This is a genomic window from Streptomyces sp. NBC_00690, assembly GCF_036226685.1.
GTDB lineage: Bacteria > Actinomycetota > Actinomycetes > Streptomycetales > Streptomycetaceae > Streptomyces.
Window position 1 is genome coordinate 684,687 of record NZ_CP109009.1, and the last position, 21,589, is coordinate 706,275.

At 68.4% G+C, this 21,589-nt stretch carries 18 protein-coding genes and 3 pseudogenes; 11 read left to right on the top strand and 10 right to left on the bottom strand.

Annotation, left to right across the window (positions count from 1 at the left end):
* Nucleotides 1–21 precede the first annotated feature (21 nt).
* Entirely contained in the window at nt 22–1,854 is a 1,833-nt protein-coding gene (locus tag OID54_RS02965) for a hypothetical protein (RefSeq protein WP_329013475.1), read from the bottom strand.
* Between the two features lie 208 nt (nt 1,855–2,062).
* Nucleotides 2,063–2,959, bottom strand: coding sequence for a LysR family transcriptional regulator (locus tag OID54_RS02970; protein WP_329013477.1), 897 nt, complete (start codon nt 2,957–2,959; stop codon nt 2,063–2,065).
* A 192-nt stretch (nt 2,960–3,151) separates the two neighbouring features.
* Here OID54_RS02970 and OID54_RS02975 point away from each other — a divergent pair, with 192 nt between their 5' ends.
* Both OID54_RS02975 and OID54_RS02980 read left to right on the top strand, forming a co-directional pair.
* A complete protein-coding gene (locus OID54_RS02975) occupies nt 3,152–4,030 on the top strand; it encodes a carbon-nitrogen hydrolase family protein (RefSeq protein ID WP_329013480.1) in 879 nt (292 codons plus the stop codon).
* On the top strand, nt 4,027–5,397 hold the full coding sequence (locus OID54_RS02980) for an APC family permease (RefSeq protein ID WP_329013483.1): 1,371 nt from the start codon (nt 4,027–4,029) through the stop codon (nt 5,395–5,397). The genes OID54_RS02975 and OID54_RS02980 overlap by 4 nt, the downstream gene beginning before the upstream one ends.
* A gap of 31 nt (nt 5,398–5,428) precedes the next feature.
* On the opposite strand, the pseudogene OID54_RS02985 reads toward OID54_RS02980, so the two are convergent.
* Nucleotides 5,429–5,734 (bottom strand): annotated as a pseudogene (locus OID54_RS02985) (Mu transposase domain-containing protein); the annotation flags it as partial.
* A gap of 135 nt (nt 5,735–5,869) precedes the next feature.
* Between OID54_RS02985 and OID54_RS02990 the strand changes: the two are divergent.
* The 4 genes from OID54_RS02990 to OID54_RS03005 are packed head-to-tail and all read left to right on the top strand — an operon-like array spanning nt 5,870 to nt 10,216.
* Entirely contained in the window at nt 5,870–6,922 is a 1,053-nt protein-coding gene (locus OID54_RS02990) for a DUF4158 domain-containing protein (RefSeq protein WP_329013486.1), read from the top strand.
* 21 nt (nt 6,923–6,943) lie between these two features.
* Complete coding sequence (locus tag OID54_RS02995) at nt 6,944–8,740, top strand: transposase (protein ID WP_329013490.1); 1,797 nt, start codon at nt 6,944–6,946, stop codon at nt 8,738–8,740.
* A 51-nt stretch (nt 8,741–8,791) separates the two neighbouring features.
* A complete protein-coding gene (locus OID54_RS03000; protein ID WP_329013493.1) occupies nt 8,792–9,211 on the top strand; it encodes a hypothetical protein in 420 nt (139 codons plus the stop codon).
* 15 nt (nt 9,212–9,226) lie between these two features.
* Complete coding sequence (locus OID54_RS03005) at nt 9,227–10,216, top strand: hypothetical protein (protein ID WP_329013496.1); 990 nt, start codon at nt 9,227–9,229, stop codon at nt 10,214–10,216.
* A 13-nt stretch (nt 10,217–10,229) separates the two neighbouring features.
* Here OID54_RS03005 and OID54_RS03010 read toward each other — a convergent pair whose 3' ends face one another.
* Nucleotides 10,230–13,067 (bottom strand): CHAT domain-containing protein, encoded by a 2,838-nt coding sequence (locus tag OID54_RS03010; RefSeq protein ID WP_329013499.1) that lies wholly within the window; start codon nt 13,065–13,067, stop codon nt 10,230–10,232.
* 252 nt (nt 13,068–13,319) lie between these two features.
* On the opposite strand from OID54_RS03010, the pseudogene OID54_RS39110 reads away from it, so the two are divergent.
* The 4 genes and pseudogenes from OID54_RS39110 to OID54_RS03030 form a co-directional block, all read left to right on the top strand.
* Nucleotides 13,320–13,820, top strand: a pseudogene (locus OID54_RS39110) (recombinase family protein); the annotation flags it as partial.
* Between the two features lie 115 nt (nt 13,821–13,935).
* Entirely contained in the window at nt 13,936–14,199 is a 264-nt protein-coding gene (locus tag OID54_RS03020; protein WP_329028029.1) for a hypothetical protein, read from the top strand.
* Between the two features lie 433 nt (nt 14,200–14,632).
* Complete coding sequence (locus OID54_RS03025) at nt 14,633–15,604, top strand: hypothetical protein (RefSeq protein WP_329013504.1); 972 nt, start codon at nt 14,633–14,635, stop codon at nt 15,602–15,604.
* Nucleotides 15,601–15,840 (top strand): hypothetical protein, encoded by a 240-nt coding sequence (locus OID54_RS03030; RefSeq protein ID WP_329013508.1) that lies wholly within the window; start codon nt 15,601–15,603, stop codon nt 15,838–15,840. The genes OID54_RS03025 and OID54_RS03030 overlap by 4 nt, the downstream gene beginning before the upstream one ends.
* A gap of 391 nt (nt 15,841–16,231) precedes the next feature.
* Here OID54_RS03030 and OID54_RS03035 read toward each other — a convergent pair whose 3' ends face one another.
* The 6 genes and pseudogenes from OID54_RS03035 to OID54_RS03065 form a co-directional block, all read right to left on the bottom strand.
* Entirely contained in the window at nt 16,232–16,537 is a 306-nt protein-coding gene (locus OID54_RS03035; RefSeq protein WP_329013510.1) for an alpha/beta fold hydrolase, read from the bottom strand.
* Nucleotides 16,528–16,680 carry an alpha/beta fold hydrolase gene (locus tag OID54_RS03040; RefSeq protein WP_329013514.1) on the bottom strand — a complete coding sequence of 51 codons (153 nt, stop codon included), beginning with the start codon at nt 16,678–16,680 and terminating at the stop codon, nt 16,528–16,530. The genes OID54_RS03035 and OID54_RS03040 overlap by 10 nt, the downstream gene beginning before the upstream one ends.
* A gap of 404 nt (nt 16,681–17,084) precedes the next feature.
* Nucleotides 17,085–17,871 (bottom strand): annotated as a pseudogene (locus tag OID54_RS39115) (alpha/beta fold hydrolase); the annotation flags it as partial.
* Nucleotides 17,864–18,796, bottom strand: coding sequence for an NADP-dependent oxidoreductase (locus OID54_RS03055; RefSeq protein WP_329013517.1), 933 nt, complete (start codon nt 18,794–18,796; stop codon nt 17,864–17,866). The gene OID54_RS03055 and the pseudogene OID54_RS39115, both read right to left, overlap by 8 nt.
* A 236-nt stretch (nt 18,797–19,032) precedes the next feature.
* Entirely contained in the window at nt 19,033–19,968 is a 936-nt protein-coding gene (locus OID54_RS03060; RefSeq protein WP_329013520.1) for an aldo/keto reductase, read from the bottom strand.
* Between the two features lie 182 nt (nt 19,969–20,150).
* The gene (locus OID54_RS03065) at nt 20,151–20,840 is read right to left on the bottom strand and encodes an SDR family oxidoreductase (protein ID WP_329013523.1); all 690 of its coding nucleotides are present in this window, start codon (nt 20,838–20,840) and stop codon (nt 20,151–20,153) included.
* A 113-nt stretch (nt 20,841–20,953) separates the two neighbouring features.
* Here OID54_RS03065 and OID54_RS03070 point away from each other — a divergent pair, with 113 nt between their 5' ends.
* Nucleotides 20,954–21,514 carry a TetR/AcrR family transcriptional regulator gene (locus OID54_RS03070; RefSeq protein ID WP_329013526.1) on the top strand — a complete coding sequence of 187 codons (561 nt, stop codon included), beginning with the start codon at nt 20,954–20,956 and terminating at the stop codon, nt 21,512–21,514.
* Nucleotides 21,515–21,589 lie beyond the last annotated feature (75 nt).

Here is a 21,589-nt window from a genome sequence, read left to right on the forward strand (position 1 = left end):
AAAGGGAGCGCTCGACGGGGGCTACCTCGCAGTAACTGCCTTGCTGGGCATGGGCGCTAGCTTGTGGGCTTCGGCGACGACGGCGCTCCAACTGAACTCGTTGTTGTCGCTGAAGTAGTAGTAGGTGGCGCCGTTCGGCATCATCGCGACGGTGATGCCGCCGTATCCCGACATGAACGGTACGTAGAAGGGGCTGGTGTAGGCGGGATTGTCGGCGGAGGTGAACTTCTTTCCCCAGAAGCCGTTCTGGTACTTCATGGGCTTGGTGCCGGTGGTGGTCATGCCCCGGTCCTGCGGTGTGCGTTGCATGGTGGCCGCGAGCAGTTTCGGGTCGAGTATCTGCGTGCCGTTGACGGTGCCGTGGTCGTTGTTGAGGAATTTCGCGAACCGGGCGACGGAGTCCTGCGTCCAGAACATGCCGTAGCCGCCGAAGGGTGCCCCGCTGGGGCTGTTGTCGGTGCGGGAGGAGACGAGGGAGTCGGGCCCGACTCCGATGGGTTCGAGCACGTCGTCACGGAGCATGTCGAAGATGTCGGCGTCCGAATCGGTCTTGTCCTGGAGGTAGTTGTCCATCGCGCGGGCGGCGAGGAAGGTGTCCGAGGTGTGATAGACCCACTTGCTGCCGGGGTTGGCCTTACGCGGGAAGGACAGGGCGAGACGCATCCTGTCGGCGTAGGACTCGGCTGCGAAGAAGTCCGCCATGGTGCGGCCCGATTCGTCGGCCTCGTAGCCGCGCGAAGTGTAGTTCCCGGTGGCCATGTCGAGGGTGTGGTCGAGGGTGACGCCCCTCCAGGCAGTGTTGCAGGTGGTCTCGGGGATTCGGTCGGAGAGCTTCTGCTTGGCCACGGCCGGGCCGTATCGCTGCGCCAGACGCAGCATGGCGGTTCCCGCAAACGCCGACTTCGCCGTCGAGTACGAAGGCAGCAGCATCTGGCCGCAGAACGGGTACTCCCCGCGCCGGGTCCGGCAGTTGCCCACATAGTGGACTCCGCCGAAGTAGACGCCGAAGGTGCTCAGCGCGGACGGCGTGATGCCGGAGCCGAACTTCGCCACGTCCACCCCACTGTCCGGGTAGTCGGTGGCCAGCGCCGAGAGGGGCTTGGCCGGGAGCCGGTCCTTGGCCTCGGAGGCGTACGCGTCGCGCAGGTTCCCGGCGCTGTCGACGGGGCCGGGCCGGTAGTCGGCCGGTACCTGGCCCCACATGTCGAACTGGAAGTACTCGCAGGTCTCCGTGGTGATCTGGTAGCGGACTTCGGAGATCGATGTGGCGTCGAAGAGGAACATCAGGGCGCCGTTGTGCACGCAGTTGGCGTTGCGCTCGACGAGCGCGAACGGCAGGGAGGCACGGGTGCGTTCGCCGTCGCCGTCCTCGCTCCACGCGCGGCCGGGTCCCACCGCCAGGTTCCACGCCTGGTTCCCCGTGTACTGCAACCCGCGCTTCGCCGGGACGAGGTGGCTGCCGTTCTGCACGAGTGCGATGTCGACCGGTGGCAGGTGCCGGGTTGCCGCCGTGTCTCCATATCCGTGCGGGTCCTTCAGCGCGCGGAAACCGCCGGCGGTGGAGAGGCCTGCGAGGGTGAGGGTGCCTTCGAAGCTGTGGGTGGGTGGTGCCGCTTGCGCGGGCAGGGCGAAGGCGCTGTCGGGCACGGTGTCCTCGGCGCTGCCCCCGGTGAGTTGGCCGGCGGTGAGTTCGGTCCGGTTCACCGCACCGCTTCCGGTCAGCGGATCACCCGGTACGGGTGCGGTTGCGGCGGGCGCCGCCATCGTCGGCAGCGGGACGGCGAACAGCCCCGCGAGCACGGCGGCAGTGGCGACGGCACGGCGTAGCCGTCGAGTGTGGAACGGTCTTGGCATGGTCCGAGGTCCTCTCGGGCTGGCGGCTGGTGCGGGATATCGCCGAATGGTGGGGCGCGCCGGGGCCGTCGTCCAATGCCTGCCCGGTCTGGCCAGGCTGCTTGCCAGGCATACCTCCAGCTCTCCTTGGCCCTGTCGGCCGTCGGGTCTGCGTGCGGTCGCGCTTGGCGTCGTGGTGAGGGCCCTGGTCTGGAGTCGTCGCTGCAGTTCACAGTCGGGCGGCGACTTGTGGCCCGTACCGCTCGACGCAGTAGCGTGACAACCCGACCGCGAATGCCTCGATGCTGTGCAGCGCGTAGTGGCTGGCGTCCCACGCCGCGTGCAGGTGGATCTGAAGCGGTTCGCCCGTGCTGTCGAGGATCAGCAGCGGGTGCAGGTCGAAGCGGGGATCGTCGGAGACCACCGCGACACCATGGCCCGAAGCCGCCATGGCCTGTGCGACGTGCGGGGTGTCGCATTCGAGCACGATGTCGTACGAGGCGTCCGCGCACTGCACGGCATGGTCCAGGATGCGTCGGGTGCCGTGCACCGGGGTGAGGACGATGAGGGGCTCCGCGGCGAGTTCCCCAATAGTGACGCGGTCCCGGTCCGCCCAGGCATGGTCGGCACGGACGTAGGCCCACAGCGGCAGGCGGGCAACCGGGATTCCGGCGAAACGGCGCCGCAGAGATGCCGAGGAAATGGCTACATCAGCGCCCCTCGCAAGGGCCTGGTACGCAAGTGCGGGACTCTCCGCCTGCACGGTGACGAGCGGATCCTCCGGCCCCCAGGTGGCCAGGAACGGCGCGATCACGTCGGTGATGGTGGTGGGCGGCGCCGCCACAGTGATCCGCATGGTACGACCGGCAGCCAGCGCACCGACCGCGGCCGCGGCGGCGTCCGCGCGGGCGACCAGGTCGCGGGCCAGGGGAAGGAAGCGCCGGCCGGCCGCCGTCAGGACCAGCCGGTTGCCGCCGCGGTCGAAGAGCGTCATCCCCACGGTCCCTTCCAGACTGCGCAGTTGGCGCGACAGCGAGGGCTGGGCGACGCGGACCACTTCGGCAGCCTTGGTGACGGAACCGGTCTCCACGATGGTCAGGAAGTAGCGCAGCACTCGGATTTCCATAGCGGTGGTCCCTCGGGAGACGGAGGTGGCATGACGTCTTCATGCCTCAAAGGCATGATTATCAACCCTCACAAGTATTTGAGGCTATGGCTGACTGGTCGCATTCTTACCGCACCGGAATCTTTGGCTACCGGCGCCCGAATCTCCGTCGACTTCTTCTCAACCCTCCCTTCGATTGGCTGGTGTTCCCGCATGGCCCGCCCCCTGCCCCTGATCCTCGCCCAGGCGCCCGGCCGCCCGGCCGACGACCTCGCAGGCTTTGCCGCCGACGTGGAGCGGCGCGTCAATATGCGCCCACCCGGCGCCCTCGTCGTCTACCCCGAACTGCACCTCGGCGAGAGCGCCCCCGGCGACCTCGCCGCCCCAGAGGATGCCGCCGAGCCGCTCGACGGCAAACGCGATGCGGCCTTCGCCAAGCTCGCGGGGGACCTGGGCATCTGGCTGGTACCCGGCAGCGTCTACGAGCGAGGCACCGACGACCGCATCCACAACACGGCGCCCGTCTACTCGCCGCAGGGCGAGCGCCTCGCCGCGTACCGCAAGATCTGCCCGTGGCGCCCCTACGAGACGACCACACCCGGCAACCGGTTCGAGGTCGTCGACCTCGCCGGGGTCGGCCGCATCGGACTGTCCATCTGCTACGACACCTGGTTCCCAGAGATCTCCCGCCATCTGGCCTGGATGGGCGCAGAGCTGATCGTCAACGTGGTCCGCACGCCGACGAGCGACCGCGCGCAGGAAGTCGTCCTCAGCCGCGCCAACGCCATCTCCAATCAGGTCTTCGTCGCCAGCGTCAACTCCGCCGCCCCATCCGGGATTGGCCGCAGCCTCGTCATCGATCCACAGGGCACGGTGCGCGCCGAAGCCGTCGACGCCGGCGACTCCACCCTCACCGACGTGATCGACCTCGACGAGGTCAGCAACGTCCGCCGCTACGGCACCGCCGGTCTCAACCGGATCTGGGACCAATTCCGCCCCGGCGACCCAGCCCTCGAGCTCCCGCTGTACGGGGGCCGCATCGACCCCGCCACCTGGAACCCCGCCCACACCACCGAGGAGCCACCACAATGAAGAGCGAGACAACTGGGAACACCATGAGACTGAAGGGCGACCTGAGCCTCGTCTCCGTCGTCCTCTTCGGCCTGGCCTACATCTCCCCCGGCATCGTCGTCACCATCTTCGGCGTGGTCGCCGCCACCAGCGGCGGCGTAGCCCCGACCGCGTTCGCCGTCGCCACCCTCGCGATGCTGCTCACGGGGCTGAGTTACGCGAAGATGGCACGCGCCGTACCGGGCTCTGGCTCCGTGTACACCTACGCCCGCAGAATGCTCGACAGCCGCATCGGCTTCCTGTCCGGCTGGACGATGCTGCTCGACTACTTCTTCATCCCGATGGTCGGCTGGCTCATTACCGCGATCTACTTCAACGCCCAGTTCCCCGACGTGCCCAAGTGGGCCTGGCTGATCGTCTCGGTGGGCATCACCACCGGCATCAACGCCTTCGGCATGAAGCTCGCGGACCGCGTCAACAAGGTCCTGATGTTTGTCGCGTTGGGCTCGCTGGTCCTCTTCGCCACCCTGTGCGTCGTCTTCCTCGGCAAGCAAGGCTCCTCCGCCCCGGTCACCGACTCCCTCTGGAACTCCGGCACTTCGATCGGCGCCATCACCGCTGCCGCCGCCATCGCCGCCTACTCCTTCCTCGGCTTCGACGCTGTCTCCACCCTCGGCGAGGAGGCCAGGGGCGGGGCGAAAACGATCGGCCGAGGCATTATCGGCTGCGTCATCGCCGCCGGTGCGATCTTCATCGTGCTGTCCTTCGTGATGCAACTGGTCCATCCCGGCGCGAAGTTCGCCGACGTCGACGCGGCCGCCTACCACCTGAAGGTCCAAGTCGGCGGCGAGACGTACGCGGAGATCATCAACTTCGTCACCATCGCCGGATCCATCGCCTCCTGTATAGCCCTGCAAGCCTCCGCTGCCCGCCTCATGTACGTCATGGGACGCGACGGCGCACTGCCTAAGGCCGTCTTCGGCAACCTGTCGAAGAAGACCGGCATGCCTGTGCCGAACCTGCTGCTGACCGCGGCCGCCGGTGTCATCGCCATGAAACTCGACCTGACCACAGCCACCTCCTTCATCAACTTCGGCGCTTTCCTCGGCTTCGCCGTGGTGAACGTCTGCGTGATCGCCCACCTGGTCCGAGAGCGCAGACACGGCCGCACCCCCAACCTCTTCTCGTACCTGGTGATGCCGGCCATCGGCGCTGGCGCGTCCCTCTACCTGCTCACGAAGCTCGGTGACGTCGCGCTCCAGATCGGCGGCGTCTGGCTGGCGATCGGCGTCGTCTACCTGGCCGTCCTGACCAAGGGCCTCCGCCGGCCCGCGCCGGAGATGACCTTCGACGACGACACCGCTGCCAGGGACAGAATCACCGCGTAGCTCCCCTCCCTCGCCCGGGCTCGTCGTGCGGTGTGGCCGCCTTCGGGGTCCGGTCGCCTTCCTTGTCCTCGCGCGGCGGGTAGTGGTCATCGGCCAGGACCGGCGAGCCGGGCTCGCCGCGCAGGTGGCGGGCGACCTCGTCGGCGGAGCCGTCCTCGTCGACGGCGGTCACGATCAGTTCGTCGCCGTGGAAACGGGCCCAGACACGGGTGTCGATCAGCTCGTTCGGGACCGAGTAGCGGACCGCTTCGACCGAGATCGTCGATTCCCAGGTGACCCGGCGGGTGGAGCCGAAGGTCGCGGTGAACGGCTCGCGCGGCAGCGGGTGCAGCCGCTGCCGGGGTATCGCCGAGATACGGGTCAAAGGGGCAATGAGTTGATCTTGGAGCCCTGAGCGCCTCTCGGCCCGTCACCCGTTCGGCTCAGTGTCGTTGGTGTTGATGTTGTTGTCGTCTGGGCCCGGGGCGGGATTGTGACCTCGATCGAGCGGACCGCGTACCCGCGGTTCAAGCGGCTGATCACCGCGCATGAGCTGCATCTGTTCTTCTCGCCGACGCGCGATGAGCTTCAGTGGGCGGCCGATGCCACGGATGGTGACGAGCATCTGCTGGCCCTGCTGCTGGTGCTGAAGTCGTACCAACGCATGGGCTGCTTCCCCGCGCTGGAGGACGTGCCGGCGCAGGTGGTGGAGTTCGTACGGCGTCAGGTGGAGCTGCCGGAGGGCACGCTGCCGGTGTACCGGGCGGAGCGGACCGCCAAGCACCACCGGGGCCTGGTCCGAAAGAAGGTCGGCGTGAAGTACGACCAGGGCGAGGCCCGACGGATTGTCGAGCGGTCGATCCGCAGGGAGGCCGCGGCGAAGAACCGGCCCGGGGATCTCATCAACATCGCGCTGGAGAAGGTCGTGGAGGCCGGGCTGGAACTGCCCGGGTTCTCTACCTTCGACAAGATGGCCTCGAAGATCCGCACCGAGGTGAACGCCTCGATCCGCGAGGGCATCCACGACCGGATGAGTCCCGTTCAGCGGGCCGGGCTGCTGCGGCTGCTGGAGGAGCGCGACGCGGACGGCACGACGCTGTTCAACCGGTTGAAGAAGCCTGCCAAGGGGCCGACCTGGTCGCATTTCAAGAACCTGGCCAAGCGCCGGGAGTGGCTGGACGAGCTCGGCGATACGTCGGTGTGGATGGATTCGGTGGCCACGGGGAAGATCACCGACTTCGCCGGGGAAGCGGACGCGACGGACGCCTCGGAGCTGCGGGACTACGCCCCCATCAAGCAGATCGCGCTGATCGCGTGCCTGACGCACAAGGCGAGGATGCGGGTCCGCGACGACCTGGCGACGATGTTCTGCAAGCGGGTCGCGACGAAGATCAAGAAAGCCAAGGAGGAGCTGGAGGAGATCCGGCTCGCCGAGCGGGAGATCGTTGAGGCGCTGATCGGGAACTACCGCACCGTGCTCAAGAACATCGACGACGGTGGCCCCGCCCATCAGGCGGTTCAGAAGGCCACGGCCATGACCGCCTAGGTCCGTGAGGCTCTGGAGGGCTTGGACGACGAGGCGCCGGTGGACGAGGTCGCCCAGCGCCTGGGCGGCAAGGTCTCCCCGGCGGTCCTGGCGATGGCCAAGGCCCTGCTGGTACAGGCCGGCGCGCTCGGCGCCGTGACGAAGGCGGTGGAGGAGCTCGGCGGGTTCGACCAGCAGTACGAGCAAATCGAGAAGGTCTCCGCCCATCACGGCAACTTCTGGGAGGTGCTGCTGTACGGGCAGATCGGCCGGGACCGCGCGGTGATGTTCGACCTGGCCGAGAAGCTGGAGTTCACCGAGACCTCCGAGGACCGGCGGGTCTCGGACGCGCTCGCGCACGCGATGCGGCACCAGGGCGCCCGCGGCGAGTACATCACCGCCTTCGACGAGGAGGGCAAGAAGGTGGACATCTCCTTCGCCACGCAGAACTGGCGCAAGGCCGTACTCGACAAGACCCGCACAGGGCAGTTCGTGCGCAAGCACTTCGAGGCGATGGTCTTCACCGCGCTCGCCGAGGAACTGCGCACCGGCGACGTCGCGGTGGTCGGCTCGGAGGAGTACGCGGACTGGTCCAAGCAGCTGCTGGACTGGGAGGTCGTGCAGGAGAAGCTGGGCACCTACCTGGTCGAGGTCGGCCTGTGCGAGGAGGGCGAGACCGACGGATTCGACGCGGTCTCCTTTCGCCGGCAGCTGGACGATCCCTTCGGCCGCTACGTCATCACGACCTTCGTCAAGGGCACCAACATGGGCCCGTACGAAGCCGCCCGGCACATCCCCGGCGTGAGCGGGCACGAGCTGGCCTACGTGGCGAACCGGCACTTCTCCATCGTGCTGCTGAACGAGGCGATCGCCGACCTGGTCAACGCGCACGCCCGCCTGGACATCTCCCAGGCGTGGGGCGACGGCACCACGGTCGCCGCCGACGGCACCCACATGGACACCTACCTCGACAACCTGCTCGCCGAGACCTCCGTGCGGTACGGCAAGCCGGGCGGCATCGCCTACCACCACATCTCCGACACGTACGTAGCGCTGTTCACGCACTTCATCCCGTGCGGCGTGTGGGAGGCCGTCTACATCATCGAGGGCCTGCTCAAGAACTCCTCCGAGGTCAAGCCCACCACCGTGCACGCGGACACCCAGGGCCAGTCCCAGCCGGTGTTCGCGCTCGCGCACCTACTGGGCTTCGATCTCATGCCCAGGATCAGGAACTGGAAGGGCCTGACCTTCTACCGGCCCAGCAAGACCACCGAGTACGTGCACATCGACGCCCTGTTCGGTGAGGCCGGGAAGAACGTCATCGACTGGGACCTGATCGAGTCCCAGTTCCGGCACCTGATGAAGGTCGCCCTCTCCGTACGGGAGGGGGCGATCTCCTCGTCCACGCTACTCAAGCGGCTGCGCTCGGGCTCAAAGAAGAACGCCACCTACGCCGCGTTCCGCGAGGTCGGCCGCGTGATCCGCACCGTCCAGCTGCTGCGCTACCTCTCCGATCCAGCGCTTCGCCGGCGGGTGACGGCAGCGACGATCAAGACCGAAGCATTCAACGGCTTCTCGCAGTGGATCGGCTTCGGCAACCGCGGCGTCATCGCCGACAACGACCCAGTCGAGCAGGAGAAGGTGATGAAACGCTCTGGGCAGCTCCGAGATCGTCCGTCAGCTACTGGAAGGGGGTTGAGAGATCGGCCCCGGGGACCTGGCCCACATCTCGCCCTACCTGACCGGGAACATCAACCAGTTCGGCGAGTACTCCACGTCGGCTTCACGCCGCTGCGTGAGCAGGACCTGACGGCCGGGGGCTTCAGCCGGGCCGCCTGAGCCGGGCATCATTAGGGTCACGGGCGAGACTGCCTGACATGTGGGGGTGCGGTGGGCGCGGACGACTTGCGGAAGAAGTATGAGATGTTCCTGGATGCTGGCGCTGGCGAGGATGTGGCCCTTCCGACGGTGGATGTGTCCGACGGACCGCCGCGCAAGGAACTCTTGGGCGTGCTGCGTGAGCGTTTCGCCGCCGAGCCTGGGCTTGCCGCAGTGCGGCTCAAGGCTGGCCACACCCTGGTGGGCACCGTCCCTCGCGAGCGTGCCGAGGGCGCGGAAGGGCTGCGCAGCGATCCGGGAGCGGGCATGCTCGGCCTTCCCGGCTACTCGACGTATCCGGAGCAGTTGACCGCCCGCTGCCGGGATTCTGGGTGCCGCTATGTGCAGTATCTGTTCGAGTTCGACGATGAGAACCCGCCACTGTGTGCGGTGGATCCGGCGCATGGTCCTTTGGAACTGGAATCGAACTGACAGCGGGGGAACCGCGTGAAACTGGATGCGCTGGCCAAGCCACTCGACAGAGCCTACGGGCCGCGTTTCTTCGTGGTGGCCACGGTTCCGACGGCCGCCGTTAGCCTGTTTCTGCTGGTGCTGATCTGGGCAGGCGCGCCGGATGCGGTCCGCTTCTCCAGGGCGTGGGAGACAGCGGCGAAGCTGGGCATCGGAGAAGTCGTGCTCCTCGTATTGGCGACTGCCCTCGCTGGGACAATCTCCATGCCGCTGCAACTGCCGCTGCTACGTCTGCTGGAAGGCTACTGGCCGACCCGACCACGGTGGTTCGCCCGCTGGGCCGTGCGTCCGGTGGCCCGGGTGGGGATCGCGTTCCAGAAGCGGCGCCGAGGGTTGGTTAATGTGACGGCTCCCGCTGGCCGGCCGGAACGTCAGGAGGCTTGGGTGCGACTGGCCTGGCAGCGTAGCCGCTATCCGGACCAGGACTATCTGTTGCGTCCGACGGCGTTCGGCAATGCTTTGGCCGCGGCGGAGCGACGGGCCGGTCGGCAGTATGGACTGGACGCAGTAGTCGTCTGGCCGCGACTCGAACCACTGCTGGCCGAGCCGGTACGGGCCGCCGTCGCTGACCGGAGGATGTGGCTGGACGCCTCGGCCCGGCTGAGCGCCACCAGTCTGCTGGTGACGCCAGCAGCGCTGGTCCTGCTGTGGCAATCCGAATGGTGGCGGTTGCTCTGTCTGGCTCCTGTGCTGGTGGCATGGCTGGCCTACTCCGCCGCTGTCCAGGCCGCTGTCGCCTATGGCGAGTGCGTCGCTGCCGCGTTCGACCTGCATCGCTTCGACCTGCTCATCGCGTTGCACCTGCCGTTGCCCGCCGACCGGGATGCCGAGTACGCACAGAACCGGACGCTGAGCACACTTCTGCGGCAGCCCGTCGGACGAGCCCGGCAGATGCGCTACGAGCACCCGACGGTCCCACTTGCCTGGCCGGGCGGTCCGCCGCCTCCGGGCGGATCCACGCCGTGATGGTGCGGGGAGTTCACAGTCCGAAGTGCACGTAGGGCGCCCAGATGTGGGGCGAGCCCGGGTGACTTCGCCGCAGCGCCCGTACGGTGCTGTGCAGGGCGCGAGCCGCGCCCTGGGCCGAAAGCCCGTTGGCGCCCTCCGGGACAAGGGTGTTGTAGAACGCCTTGACCGCGTTGACCGCGGAACCGTCCTGGAGCGTCCACATCGCCGAGATGACGTGCTCGTACCCTGCCACTTGGAGCGCGGCTGCCGGATGGATGGCCTCACCCGGCAGCTTGCTGCTACCCCCAGCGCCCCAGCACACCGACAGAAAGGCCAGCCCGCCCCGCCGCTCCCGCGCGCCGGCCAGCTCCAGTACCCGCAGCATCCGGTCATGCAGTCCCAGCCCTCCGGCGTCTCCGGAAGACGGATAACCCACAGGGCGAACTCCGTGGCAGGCGAAGTGGACCCAGTCGTACGCGGCGAGCTGCCGCAGTACGGCATCCGCTGTCGCCTCCTTCCCGAGCAGCACCGGCGCCGCGTGCTGGCCCAGATGCTCCGCCACCGCGCGGGCCTCGGTAACGGCTTGGACCAGTGGAGGATTCCCGGGCACGGCAACCGGTAGCAGCATCGGCTCGGGGCCGGTGTCCCGCCAAGCAGCACGGCGGCGCTGCAGGCGCAGCAGGCTGATGAGATTCGGCGTGTAGGAGGGCACGACACGGTCGAGTACCGACTCCCCTACGACCGGTATCCCGGCCGCGTGCAACGGCAGCAAGGCCAAGCGACCGACCGGAGACCACCACAGCCTCGGCAGCACACCGTCCGCGCAGGCCGGGAGTGAAAGCTTGTCGAGCACCGGCTTCGCTGCCGATGCCCACAGCCACGGCAGCGTGTCATCCAGGCAGTCGGCAAGAGCAGCTATGCCCATCGCGCCGACTGGGCCTGAGGGGTCCCGGGCGATTTCGTCCCATGCCTCAACCAGGCGCTCGGTGTGCCGGTCGACTGCCTCCGTTGTCAGCTTGGGCAACTCGATCTTCTGCGGCTGCGGGCGGTCCGCCGTGACCACCAAGGCGACACCGCCGACTGCGCCTGCCGCCATGACGACGACCGGCCCGTCACTTGCGGCGGCGCGCAACTCGTCATACTCCGCAGGCAGCAAGAAACGTGAGAAGCCAGGTACCTCAGCGCGCACCCGCTCGGTCGCCTCCGCCCATCGGCGGACCGCGCCCGCCCGCCGCAGGCCGGAGTGGCCGCGCACCGCCCGGGACATGTCAGTGCGCAGGGCAGTGAGGTGGTCGGCTTGGTCCCGGTCCACCCTGCCCAGGTCGGCGAGCGCCGCCTCAACGCCGTAATGGTGCGACCACAGCACGCCTCGGCCCGCGTCGAGCAACTCGACGGCTTGTCGCTCACACCCCAGAGACAGCGCCAACCCCATGGCATCCTGCGGTACCCGCTGCCACGGCGTGAGTAGTTCCTCCTGCTCGCCGCGCTGGAGGGATGGAGTCGCCACCAGCGGCAGTAGCTCGACCGCTTTGGTCATCGAGCCGAGCGCACCGATCTCGTTGCCAGCAGCGGTCAGGGCGTCCGCGCAGTAACGCGCGGCGAGCACCCGCCAGCCAGCCGGTGCCGCCACGTCGTCGACGACGGCCTTCCAGTTCTCGATGGCGGCCTCGGCATCACCCAGAACTGGATCGTTCCTGCGCCACAACTCCAGGGACAGACTCCCAAGATAGCCAGGGCGCGCGGGGTCACCGGACGGCGCCGCGTCGCAGGCACGACGCCACGCCTCAATTGCCGCACTCCGCGGCCCTGGCTCACCGGTGCCACGGGCCAGTTCGCTGAGCGTGCCGGCCCGCGCCGCCAGATACATCGGGCGCTCCCGGGCTGCCTCGCCGACCATGTCGAGGACCCTGTCGTGCAGGGCGATGGCCTCGCGAAGGCGGTCCGCCTTGGTGGGGTCACCGGGCGGAAGGGCAAGGCACCAGGTCCGCAGCGCGTCCGCACAGTTCGACAGCCACCAAGGGTGGCTGAGGGATTCCTCTCCCATGCCGATCGCCGCGCGCAACTCCCGCACAGCGCGTTCCGCGTCCGCATCCCGTGCACCATCCGACTGGGCACGGGCAAGCAACGCGATTCCCAAAGCAGCCTGGTCGCTGGCGTGCTGGCCCTCTCGTTCGGCCCGCGCCACTGCATCGAACAGGTATACGGCTTCGTTGATGTCCTCGATGGAACCGGTGAAATCCGCGCGTGCCCGCAGTGCGTCGGCGAGCAGGGAGGAGAACCACAACCGGTCCGCCTCCCGCCGCTCCGGGTCCTCGGGTGGCGCCTCACGGGCCGCTCGCAAGGTGAGGACGGCTTGGTCGAGATCAAGCATGCTGCCTGTCCGCTCGAACCGGATACGCAGAAGGCGGGCGTGAAGCGTCCGAGCAACTTGCGTCCCCTCCGACAGCGGAAGTGCGATTGCCTCGTCCAGTTCATCTGGATCATCGCCGCCGTCCTCCTGCGGCGCGAGGTCGTAGCGGGCGTTGAGTAGTGTGGCGAGGACGAACGCATGATGGGAGACATCCACCCAGACACGACTCGACTCAACCACTTTCCTCAGCGCGTCGATCGCAGCGGACAGATGCACAGGCTGCTGTCCACAGCCTCGATAGCGCCCAAAAACCACGCGCGTCACCGCACGGCGCAGGACCTCCCGGTTCGCTTGGTCGAATTCTGGGACCAACAGCATGAGCTCCGCCGCCCGGATGGCCTGGGACCAAGCGACCTCACTGCCGGTGACGTATGCCTGTTTCGAAGAGGCTTCGGCAATGTCGAGCAGTTGCCTCTCACGATCGGAGAGTCCAGCCTGCTCGGCCCTGTTGGTAGCCATTACCCTCCCCAAGCCAGGAAACGACACCGCTGGGGTGGGCGGAAGGCCACAGTGAGATGAGCAGCCTCGCAAGCCAATTCCCCGACGGGTAGACGTGGGTGGCGATTGTCGCACTTCGTGCTCGCAGAAATGAGTAGTTCTGAGAGATCACGGACTCCCGCCGAACCGTGTCCGGTTTGCCCTTGATCTTCGTTCTCATAACCTCTCGCAGAACAGCTTTCGCACAAAGCCCCTCGCGATAGGTTCTGCGACATGCCAGAGCTCGCCGAACCGGCCGCCGCCGTCGAACAGTTCGACTGCCCCACATGTGAGGTGCCCGCCGGAAGCACCTGCCGCACCCGCGGCGGCAAAGTCGCCCCGAAGTACCACACCCCCCGCTTCATGCTCGTCCCCCAGCTCCGTGCCGAGCTCGAAGTCCGCACCCCCGCCGACCGCGGTCCCGGCCGCGCGTGGGAGATGGGCCCGGCCGTCGACGCCGCCGTGCACGAGGCCACGACGAAGCCCACGAGGGTGGGCTATGCCCGTTGCAGTACCGCCCAGCAAGAGCTCCAGAGCCAGCTCGACGCCCTCCAGGAAGCCGGGTGCGACCCGGTCTTCTCCGAGAAGATCAGCACCCGCGTCAAGGTCCGGCCCGAGTTCGTCAAGGCGATGGACTTCGCCCGCACCATCAAGAAGGCCGTCCCCCACCAACGGGTGATCTTCACGGTGCACGAGATGAAGCGCCTGGGCCGCGGTGCAGCCGAGCTCCTGGCCATCGCCGAGGAGTTGCGCCACCACGACATCCAGCTCGAACTCCTCACCGGCCCCCTCCAAGGGGTCTACGACCCGTCCGGGCACGGCGCCGCCCTCTTCGCGTTTCTTCGCCGGCATGGCCGAGTCCGAGCGCGAGTACATCCGGGAGAAGTCCCTGGAGGGCCAGGCGTCCGCCCGCGAGCGCGGCCGTCACGGCGGGCGCCCCAAGGTCGTCGACGACGACATGGCCGACTATGCCCGCAGCCTGCGGGCCAACGGCGTGCCCGTACCCGAGATCGCCCGCAAGCTCATCATCACCTCGGGCAAGAACAAGGGGCAGCGCCCTTCGGTCGCCACGGTCTACCGCATCCTCGCCGAGGACGCCGACGTCGCAGAGTGAGCCCGCCCATCATGGGCTTCAAGATTAACTCATTGCCCCTTTGACCCGTATCTCGGCGATACCCCTTCAGCGGGCATGCCGATGCAGGAGAGATCGGTTTGGGCGCACAACGGAAAACTGGCACTACCGGAAGAACCTTCCTGCGGGTCGCTGCACCCGCTGCGTACGCGACGGTCTTCCCCTGCAGGCGAGGACGGGCCTGTGCCGGGGGTGTCTGACGTTCGTGCGGAACGTGGACCAGCCATCCGATGAGTTCACTCAGCTCACTTTTGCCGGGGTGCTGGCCCACCGGGTGGTGGGCGAAGGGAAACAGCCGCGCGCAGTGCCTTCCCAGGAGCACGACACCGCCGTCCCACTGGCTGCCTGTGATCCGGCTGTCCCGGGGCAGACCGCTCTGCTTTCAGTTCCGCGTGACTGGCCGGCCGTTCACTCTGTGCCAGACCACCTGCTGCCCCCGCTCAGCACCGAAGCAAGGGCACTGCTGGAACAGTTCGCCCTCTGCCTTCCCGCAACAGCCGGCGGGCAGGCGAACCACGCCCACTCCATCCGGTTGCTGCGCCGCCTCCTGGCCTACACCGGCGTGGAGGATCCCGTCTCCGAGCGGGACGTGCGCGCGCTCGCGGTGCTGGAGCCGAACGTTTCCCTGCACCGGATCGTGTTCTTCCTGCACGAGCGCGGCCTGCTCACCCCCGACCACGACCGCACCACGCCCACCAGCCCGTCACTGGCCCGCCTGGACACCGCCCGCACAGACGCCTGGCACTGCCAGGCCGTCGAGGCCAAGCTCCGCCAGCTTTCCGACTCCATGGCTGATCAGGTGCGGACCTGGGTCGCTGTCCGCCGCGGAGAGGGCCGTCGCCGCCACCCGCCCGCCGACTACACACGCATCCGACGCGACCTGCACGTCGTTCTCCCCGTCCTGAGTCTCTGGAGCAAGGAGGGACTGGACCTGCGGGAGATCACCACCGCGCACGTGACCTCCGCCCTCGGTGACCGTCAGGGACACCAGGCCCGCGGCGTCCACCACGTTCTGCTCAGCGTCTTCCGCGCCCTCAGGCAGGAACGCACCGTCTTCACCAACCCGCTCGCAGGGCTCTCCCTCACCACCCCCGTACGGCTCCCCGAACCACTGCCCAGCGACCGGCTGCGCGGCCTGCTGGACCTGGTCGACAGTGCAATGGGGCGCCTGGCCGTCGGCTTGGTCGCCGTCCACGCCATCAAGGTCACCGACGTCGCTCAATTACCCCTGACCGCCCTCAACCTTGCTCGCGGGACCCTCAAAGTCCACCTGCGCGGCCAGCCGCACACGGTCTACCTCGACTCGCTGACCCGCTGCCTGTGGACGACTGGCTCCTGCGACGGCACGACCAGTGGCCCGCATCCCCCAACCCGTACCTGCTGGTGACGACGCACTCGGCGCACCACCCTGCCCTTCCGCCCGTCAGCTACTGTGCACTGCGCCGCGCGTTCGACCGCACCGGAATCACCCCGCGCCAGATGTGGAGCGACCGCGTACTGGACGAGGCCCGGCAGACCGCCGACCCAGTACACCTGGTGCACCTGTTCGGCATCCATCCCGGAACCGCTGTCCGCTACGTCCACACCGCCCACCCCGACAAGGCACTGCCCCCGATCCGCTGACGAAGCAGCGCGCGGCGCCACCCAGCTTCATGAATACCAGCCACCAGCAGAGGAACCGCATCGAGTGCTGCCGGCCCTCAAGGAACAGGTATCCAGACTGAAGGAACGCCTCGCCGCGCGTGACGCAGATCAATGGGCTCGCTGACTTCAGGGAGCGGGCTCTGTCACAGATCGCCACCCGAAGGATGGAGATCGAGCGGCTTCGCGACGTCTTGGCCACGCCGTCGAATGTTCGTGCTCTGCCCAGTAGTTCAGGGGCGAACGCAGCTGACCGAAGGTGAGGTCGCTCTTCATGGTGGCGATGCGCGAGGACGGGTTTCCTGGTGCCGGTCGCGCTCAGTCCAGGCAGGGGCCTTGGGCCTGTCTGTCTGACTGACTGACTGACTGATGGCTACGGTTCCAGGAATGCGAGGGCCCGCGGGACGAATCTGTCGTGGTGCTGAAAGATGCCGCCGTGTCCGGCGTCGGGGTAGAGAGGGGCGAGTTCGCCTCGGGGCAGCCGGGCCGCCAGGTCGATGGTGTTGACGCTCGGGACCATCCGGTCGCTCTCGCCGTTGGCCACCAGGACCGGCTGCTGGATGCGCGACAGGTCCTGCGGTGCCGTGCGGCCCCAGCGTTTGATGGCCTTCAGCTGGGCATGGAACGACGGCACCGAGATCGCCTTGTCGCGGTCGTCTGTGCGCTCCTTCAGCCGCACGTCGCCTTCAGCATGTCCTGGATGGTGACGGACGTGACCTTGTCGATGCCGGGTCCGCCGGCGGGGCCGGTGCCCGCGAGGATGAGTTTCCGTACGAGGTCGGGTTCCTCTGCCGCGATGACCTGGGCGATGAAGCCGCCCATCGACAGGCCGAGCAGGTCGACCCGGTCGAACCCGAGGGCACGGATGAAGCCGACGCCGCGGTTGGTCGTAGGTGATCACGCGGCATTGGGCGGCCAGTCCGTCGACGACCCGTGGATCCCAGTTGTCCAGGACCGCGGACAGGTGGTTGAGGAGGATCAGCGGTACGCCGTTGTCCGGGCCGAGCTGCCGGTAGGCGAAGTGGACGCCCTGCACGGACACGGAGCGGGTCGGCGCGTTCTTGTACGAGATCGGGGTGGGGTGGGGGAGCTGGACGATGTGCTCATGGCCGGGTCCTGGTGTGTGGTGGGGGACGAGCGTGACTCTCAGCTTGTCAGCTGTCGGTGTCGAGGTGGGTTCGCACGGCGTCGACGAACTCGTCGCCGTGTTGGAAGACGCCGCCGTGCCCGGCCCCTGGGTAGATGATCAGCGTGCTGCCGGGAATGCGGGCGTGCATGTCGTGGGACAGCTCGCTGGGGACCATGCGGTCGTGGTCGCCGTTGGCGATGAGCGTCGGGGCACTGATGCGGGAGAGGTCCTGCGGCTCAGCCTGGCCCCAGCCCCGGATGGTGGTGATCTGGCGGTGGAAGGACGACAGTGTGATGGGGGTGTCACGGTCCATGACGCGCGAGGTAGGCATTGGCTGCCGCCTTGCCCGCTGCGGTGCGGGGAAAGAACAGGAACTCCTTGGCATCGGTGCGGGCGATCGCGGCACGGGCCATGTCCCAGTAGACGTAGGCTCCGCCTGTCGGACGGTCGATGCCGGTGCCCCCGGCGGGGCCGGTTCCGGCCAGGACGAGGCGGCGTACGAGTCCCGGCGCGTCGAGGGCCACCTGCTGGGCGACGAAGCCGCCGAGCGAGAATCCGAGCAGGTCCATCTGGGTCAGGCCGAGAGCGGCCACGAACCCCTCTGCCGCACGCGCCATCGCGGCGATGGTGCCCGGGGTACGACCGGTGGATCCGCCGACCCCAGGGAGGTCGAGCGTGACGATGCGGCGGTCGCGGGCGAGCGCGTCGACGAATCGGGGATCCCACTCGTCGAGTGTGGCGCCCAGGTGAGTGAGCAGGACCAGCGGGACGCCGTTCTCGGGGCCGAGGTCGCGGTAGACGAGCGTGTCCGAACCTACGACGATGCGGCGGTTGGGCGCCGTGACCCACGTGGCCGGCCGGGGAAGGGCGTTGGACTCAGCCATGGTTGGTCACCGCCTTCGGGTCGGTGGTGACCAGGACCTTGCCGCGTGTGCCGCCGCCGAGCGCCTCGTCCAGGGCCCGCGGGGTCTGGTCGAAGGGGAGCACCCGGTCGATGACCGGCCGCAGCACCCCGTCGTCGACCAGCCCGGCGACCTGGCGCAGTGCGGCGCTGTCGGGGGTGATGAACAGGAAGCGGTAGGTGACCCCGAGTGCGCGTGCCCGGCGGCGGGTGCGGGCACTCAGGGCCCGGATGGCGAGCCGGACGATCGGGTTGACGCCGACGCGCCGTGCGAAGGCCGGGTCGGGCGGGCCGGTGATGCCGATGACGTGGCCGCCGCGGCGCAGCACACCGAGGGAAGCCTGCAGCGTGGCGCCGCCCTGGGTGTCGAGGACGAGGTCGACGGGCGTGCCGGCGAGGCTCTGCGCGAGGTCGTCGTGGCGGTAGTCGATGACGATGTCGGCACCGAGCTCTCGGGCGGCTGCGATGTTCGCCGTCGAGACGGTGGTGGCGACGGTGCAGCCCAGGTGCTTGGCGAGCTGGATCGCGACCGATCCCACGCCACCGGTCCCGCCGTGGATGAGGACGGTCTGGCCCTTCTTCACCTTGCCCATCTCGACGAGGGCCTGCCAGGCCGTGAGCGCGACGACGGGGAGCCCCGCGGCCTCGACCAGGCTCACCGACCGGGGCGCGGGTGTCATCGTGGCGGCGTCGACCGCGACGAACTCGGACAAGGTGCCGGTGGCCGCCAAGTCGACATAGCCGTACACGTGGTCGCCCACGGCGACGTCGCGTACCGCGGAGCCAACCTCGACGACCTCGCCGGAGAGCTCACCGCCCATGACCTTGGGCAGCCGGAACGGGAAGATCGCCTTGAACTCGCCGGAGCGGACCCGCTCGTCGGCGTGGTTGACGCCCGACGCGACCATGCGCACAAGCACCTCATGGGGGGGGCGGGGACCGGTACGGGCATCTCGACCTCCCGCAAGGGGGAGCCGTACTTCTCGACGACGAAAGCTTTCACGGGGCACTCCTAGCAAAGTGTTCTGAGGGATCGGGTACCTCGGCGGCGGGGCATCCCGGATGGCCGCCGTACTTCTCGAACCAGTTTGTGTCGTTTACCGGCTGCGGCGCGGGCGCATTGTGTCCTGAGCCGCGTTCACCATCAGGCCGCCGGCACGACCGGGGCAGTGACGCGGTCGGCGGCGCCTCCCTGCAGGCGGTCCAGGGAAGCGGCGATCCCCTCGTGGGGTGCGCCGAGCGGCACCGCGCTGACCTCGGTGAGGCGGGTGTACTGCTCGTCGGTCAGCTGAATGTCGAGGGCGCCGAGGTAGATGTCGAGCTGGGAGAGGTTGCGCGGGCCGATGATCGGCACGAACGTGGCCGTCGAGCGGGCGGCGCGCTCACGCACCCAGGCCACCGCCACCTGGGCAGGTGCCAGGCCCGTCTCCTGGGCGATGGCCAGGACGGTGTCGACGACGGCGGTCTTCTGGCCGGTGCTCTCGGTGTGGATGACCATGCCCAGGTCGCTCAGGCGCCCCTCGGCGGAGCTGCGGTACTTGCCGGTGAGCAGCCCGCCGCCGAGCGGGGACCACAGGGCGGCGCCGAGCCCGAGGCTCTCGGCCATGGGCAGCAGCTCACGGTCGGCGGTGCGTTCGACGAGGCTGTACTCGTGCTGGATTCCCACGATCGGCGCCTGGTTCCTCAGGTATGCGAGGGTTACCGCGCGCGAGACGCGCCAGGCGGGGAAGTTCGACAGTGCGGCGTGGTGGATCTTGCCGGCGCTCACCAGGTCGTCGAGCCCGCGCAGGATCTCCTCCATCGGCGTGAGCTCGTCGGGGAAGTGCACCCACAGCAGGTCGATGTAATCGGTGCCCAGGCGCTTCAGGCTGGCTTCCACCGAAGCGACCATGTTCTTGCGGCTGTTGCCGGTCTTGGAGATGTCCGGCTGCGGAGCGGCGCCGAGGGTGAACTTCGTGGCCAGGACGAAGTGGTCGCGGTCGGCCGAGATCAGCTTTCCGGTCAGTTCCTCCGACTCGCCGAACTGGTAGCCGTCCGCGCTGTCCCGGATCTTCGACCGGTTCGCCGAGGCCGGCGGCACCTTCCTCGCCCTAGTGCCTCGTCCGGCTCGGCGCCTGCGCCCCAGCCGGTGCCGAAGTTCGCGGTGCCGAGCGCGTACTCGGACACGCGCAGCCCGGTCCGTTGTCCGAAGGTCGCGTAACGCATGAGACGTTCCTGTCTGAGAGGTGGGAAGGCGGTCGCGCCGAGGGGGAGGGGCGAGCGTCAGCCCGCGCTCGGCTGGGGTGCCGCGGAGAGGCTCTGCTTGACGTACCGGCTGGTCTCGTCGGCGAGGATCTCGGGCAGGCCGGTCTCGATGCCGTGCAGGGCCTGGGCCGCGACGTCGGCGGCGGTCTTCTGGTCGGCGGGCACGCCGGCGGCCATGTCGGTGTCCATGTAGCCGACGTGCAGCGCCGATACGGTGATCCCGCGCGGTGCCAGCTCCTCACGCGTCGCGTCGCTCAGCGCCCAGGCGGCAGCCTTGGAAGCCGCGTAGGAGTCGAGGCCGGCCGGGTGGAACCAGGACAGGGCGGACAGGACGTTGAGTACGGCGCCGCCGCCGTTTCCCTCGATGACGGGGGCGAAGGCCCGTGTGGCGGCGAGCGGGCCGAAGAAGTTGGTCTCCATCTCGCGACGTACCTCGTCCAGGTCGCCTCCGACCAGCGTCGCGCCGGTGGAGATGCCCGCGTTGTTGATCAGCAACGTCGCGTCGGAGGCGATGCGGGCGGCCTCCCGTATCGACGCCTCGTCCGTCACGTCCAGCCGCAGCGCGGTGACGCCCGGCAGGTCGACCGTCTCGGGACGCCGGGCAGCGCCGTACACCTTCGCGCCGCGTTCGACGAGCTGGGCTGCGAGATGCCGCCCGAGCCCACGATTGGCACCGGTAACGACCGCGACCGCGTTCTTGAGTTCCATGCCTGCTCCTGTCCTGGCGGGCGCCGACGGCGACCCACACAAATTAGATTACGTATTCAATCTAAACATGGAGTTACGATAGATGCCAGTCGACATCCAAACGGGAGGTAGCCATGGGCCGCGTATCGCAGGCGCAGGCGCAGGAAAATCGCAGGCGGGTGGTGGACACCGCATCCCGGCTGTTCCGGGAGCAGGGCACGCAGGTCAGCGTCGCCGACCTGATGAAGGCGGCCGGTCTGACCCACGGCGCGTTCTACAAGCAGTTCGCCTCCAAGGAGGCACTCGTCGACGAGGCCACCGCCCACGCCTTCGCCGAACTCGCCCGGCGCTACACCGAGGGACTTGAGCGGTATGAGGGGCGGCGCGAAGCCGCCCAGCAGTTGCTGATCGACGCCTACCTCTCCGTCGAGCACCGTGACGGCCCAGCTGGCGGCTGCCCGGTCGCCGGGCTCGCCTCTGACATCGCGCGCGAGGGCGGGGAGCGTGAGGCCCGTCGCGTCTACACCGAGGGAGTGTCCGACTTCGCCGGCTTCCTGGCCACCGATGACCAGGACGGCATCGTCCGCCTCTGCACCCTGTTCGGAGCGCTGGTCCTGTCCCGGGCCACCAACGGCTCCCCGCTCTCTGAAGAGATCCTCGCCGCCGCGCACGCAGCCTTGACCGTAGAAGGCTAACCAAGGACACGGTGCGGGTGCACAACGATGGCACTGGGCGACGAGGCGTCCCCGGTCGGCGGAGGCGTTGGGGGA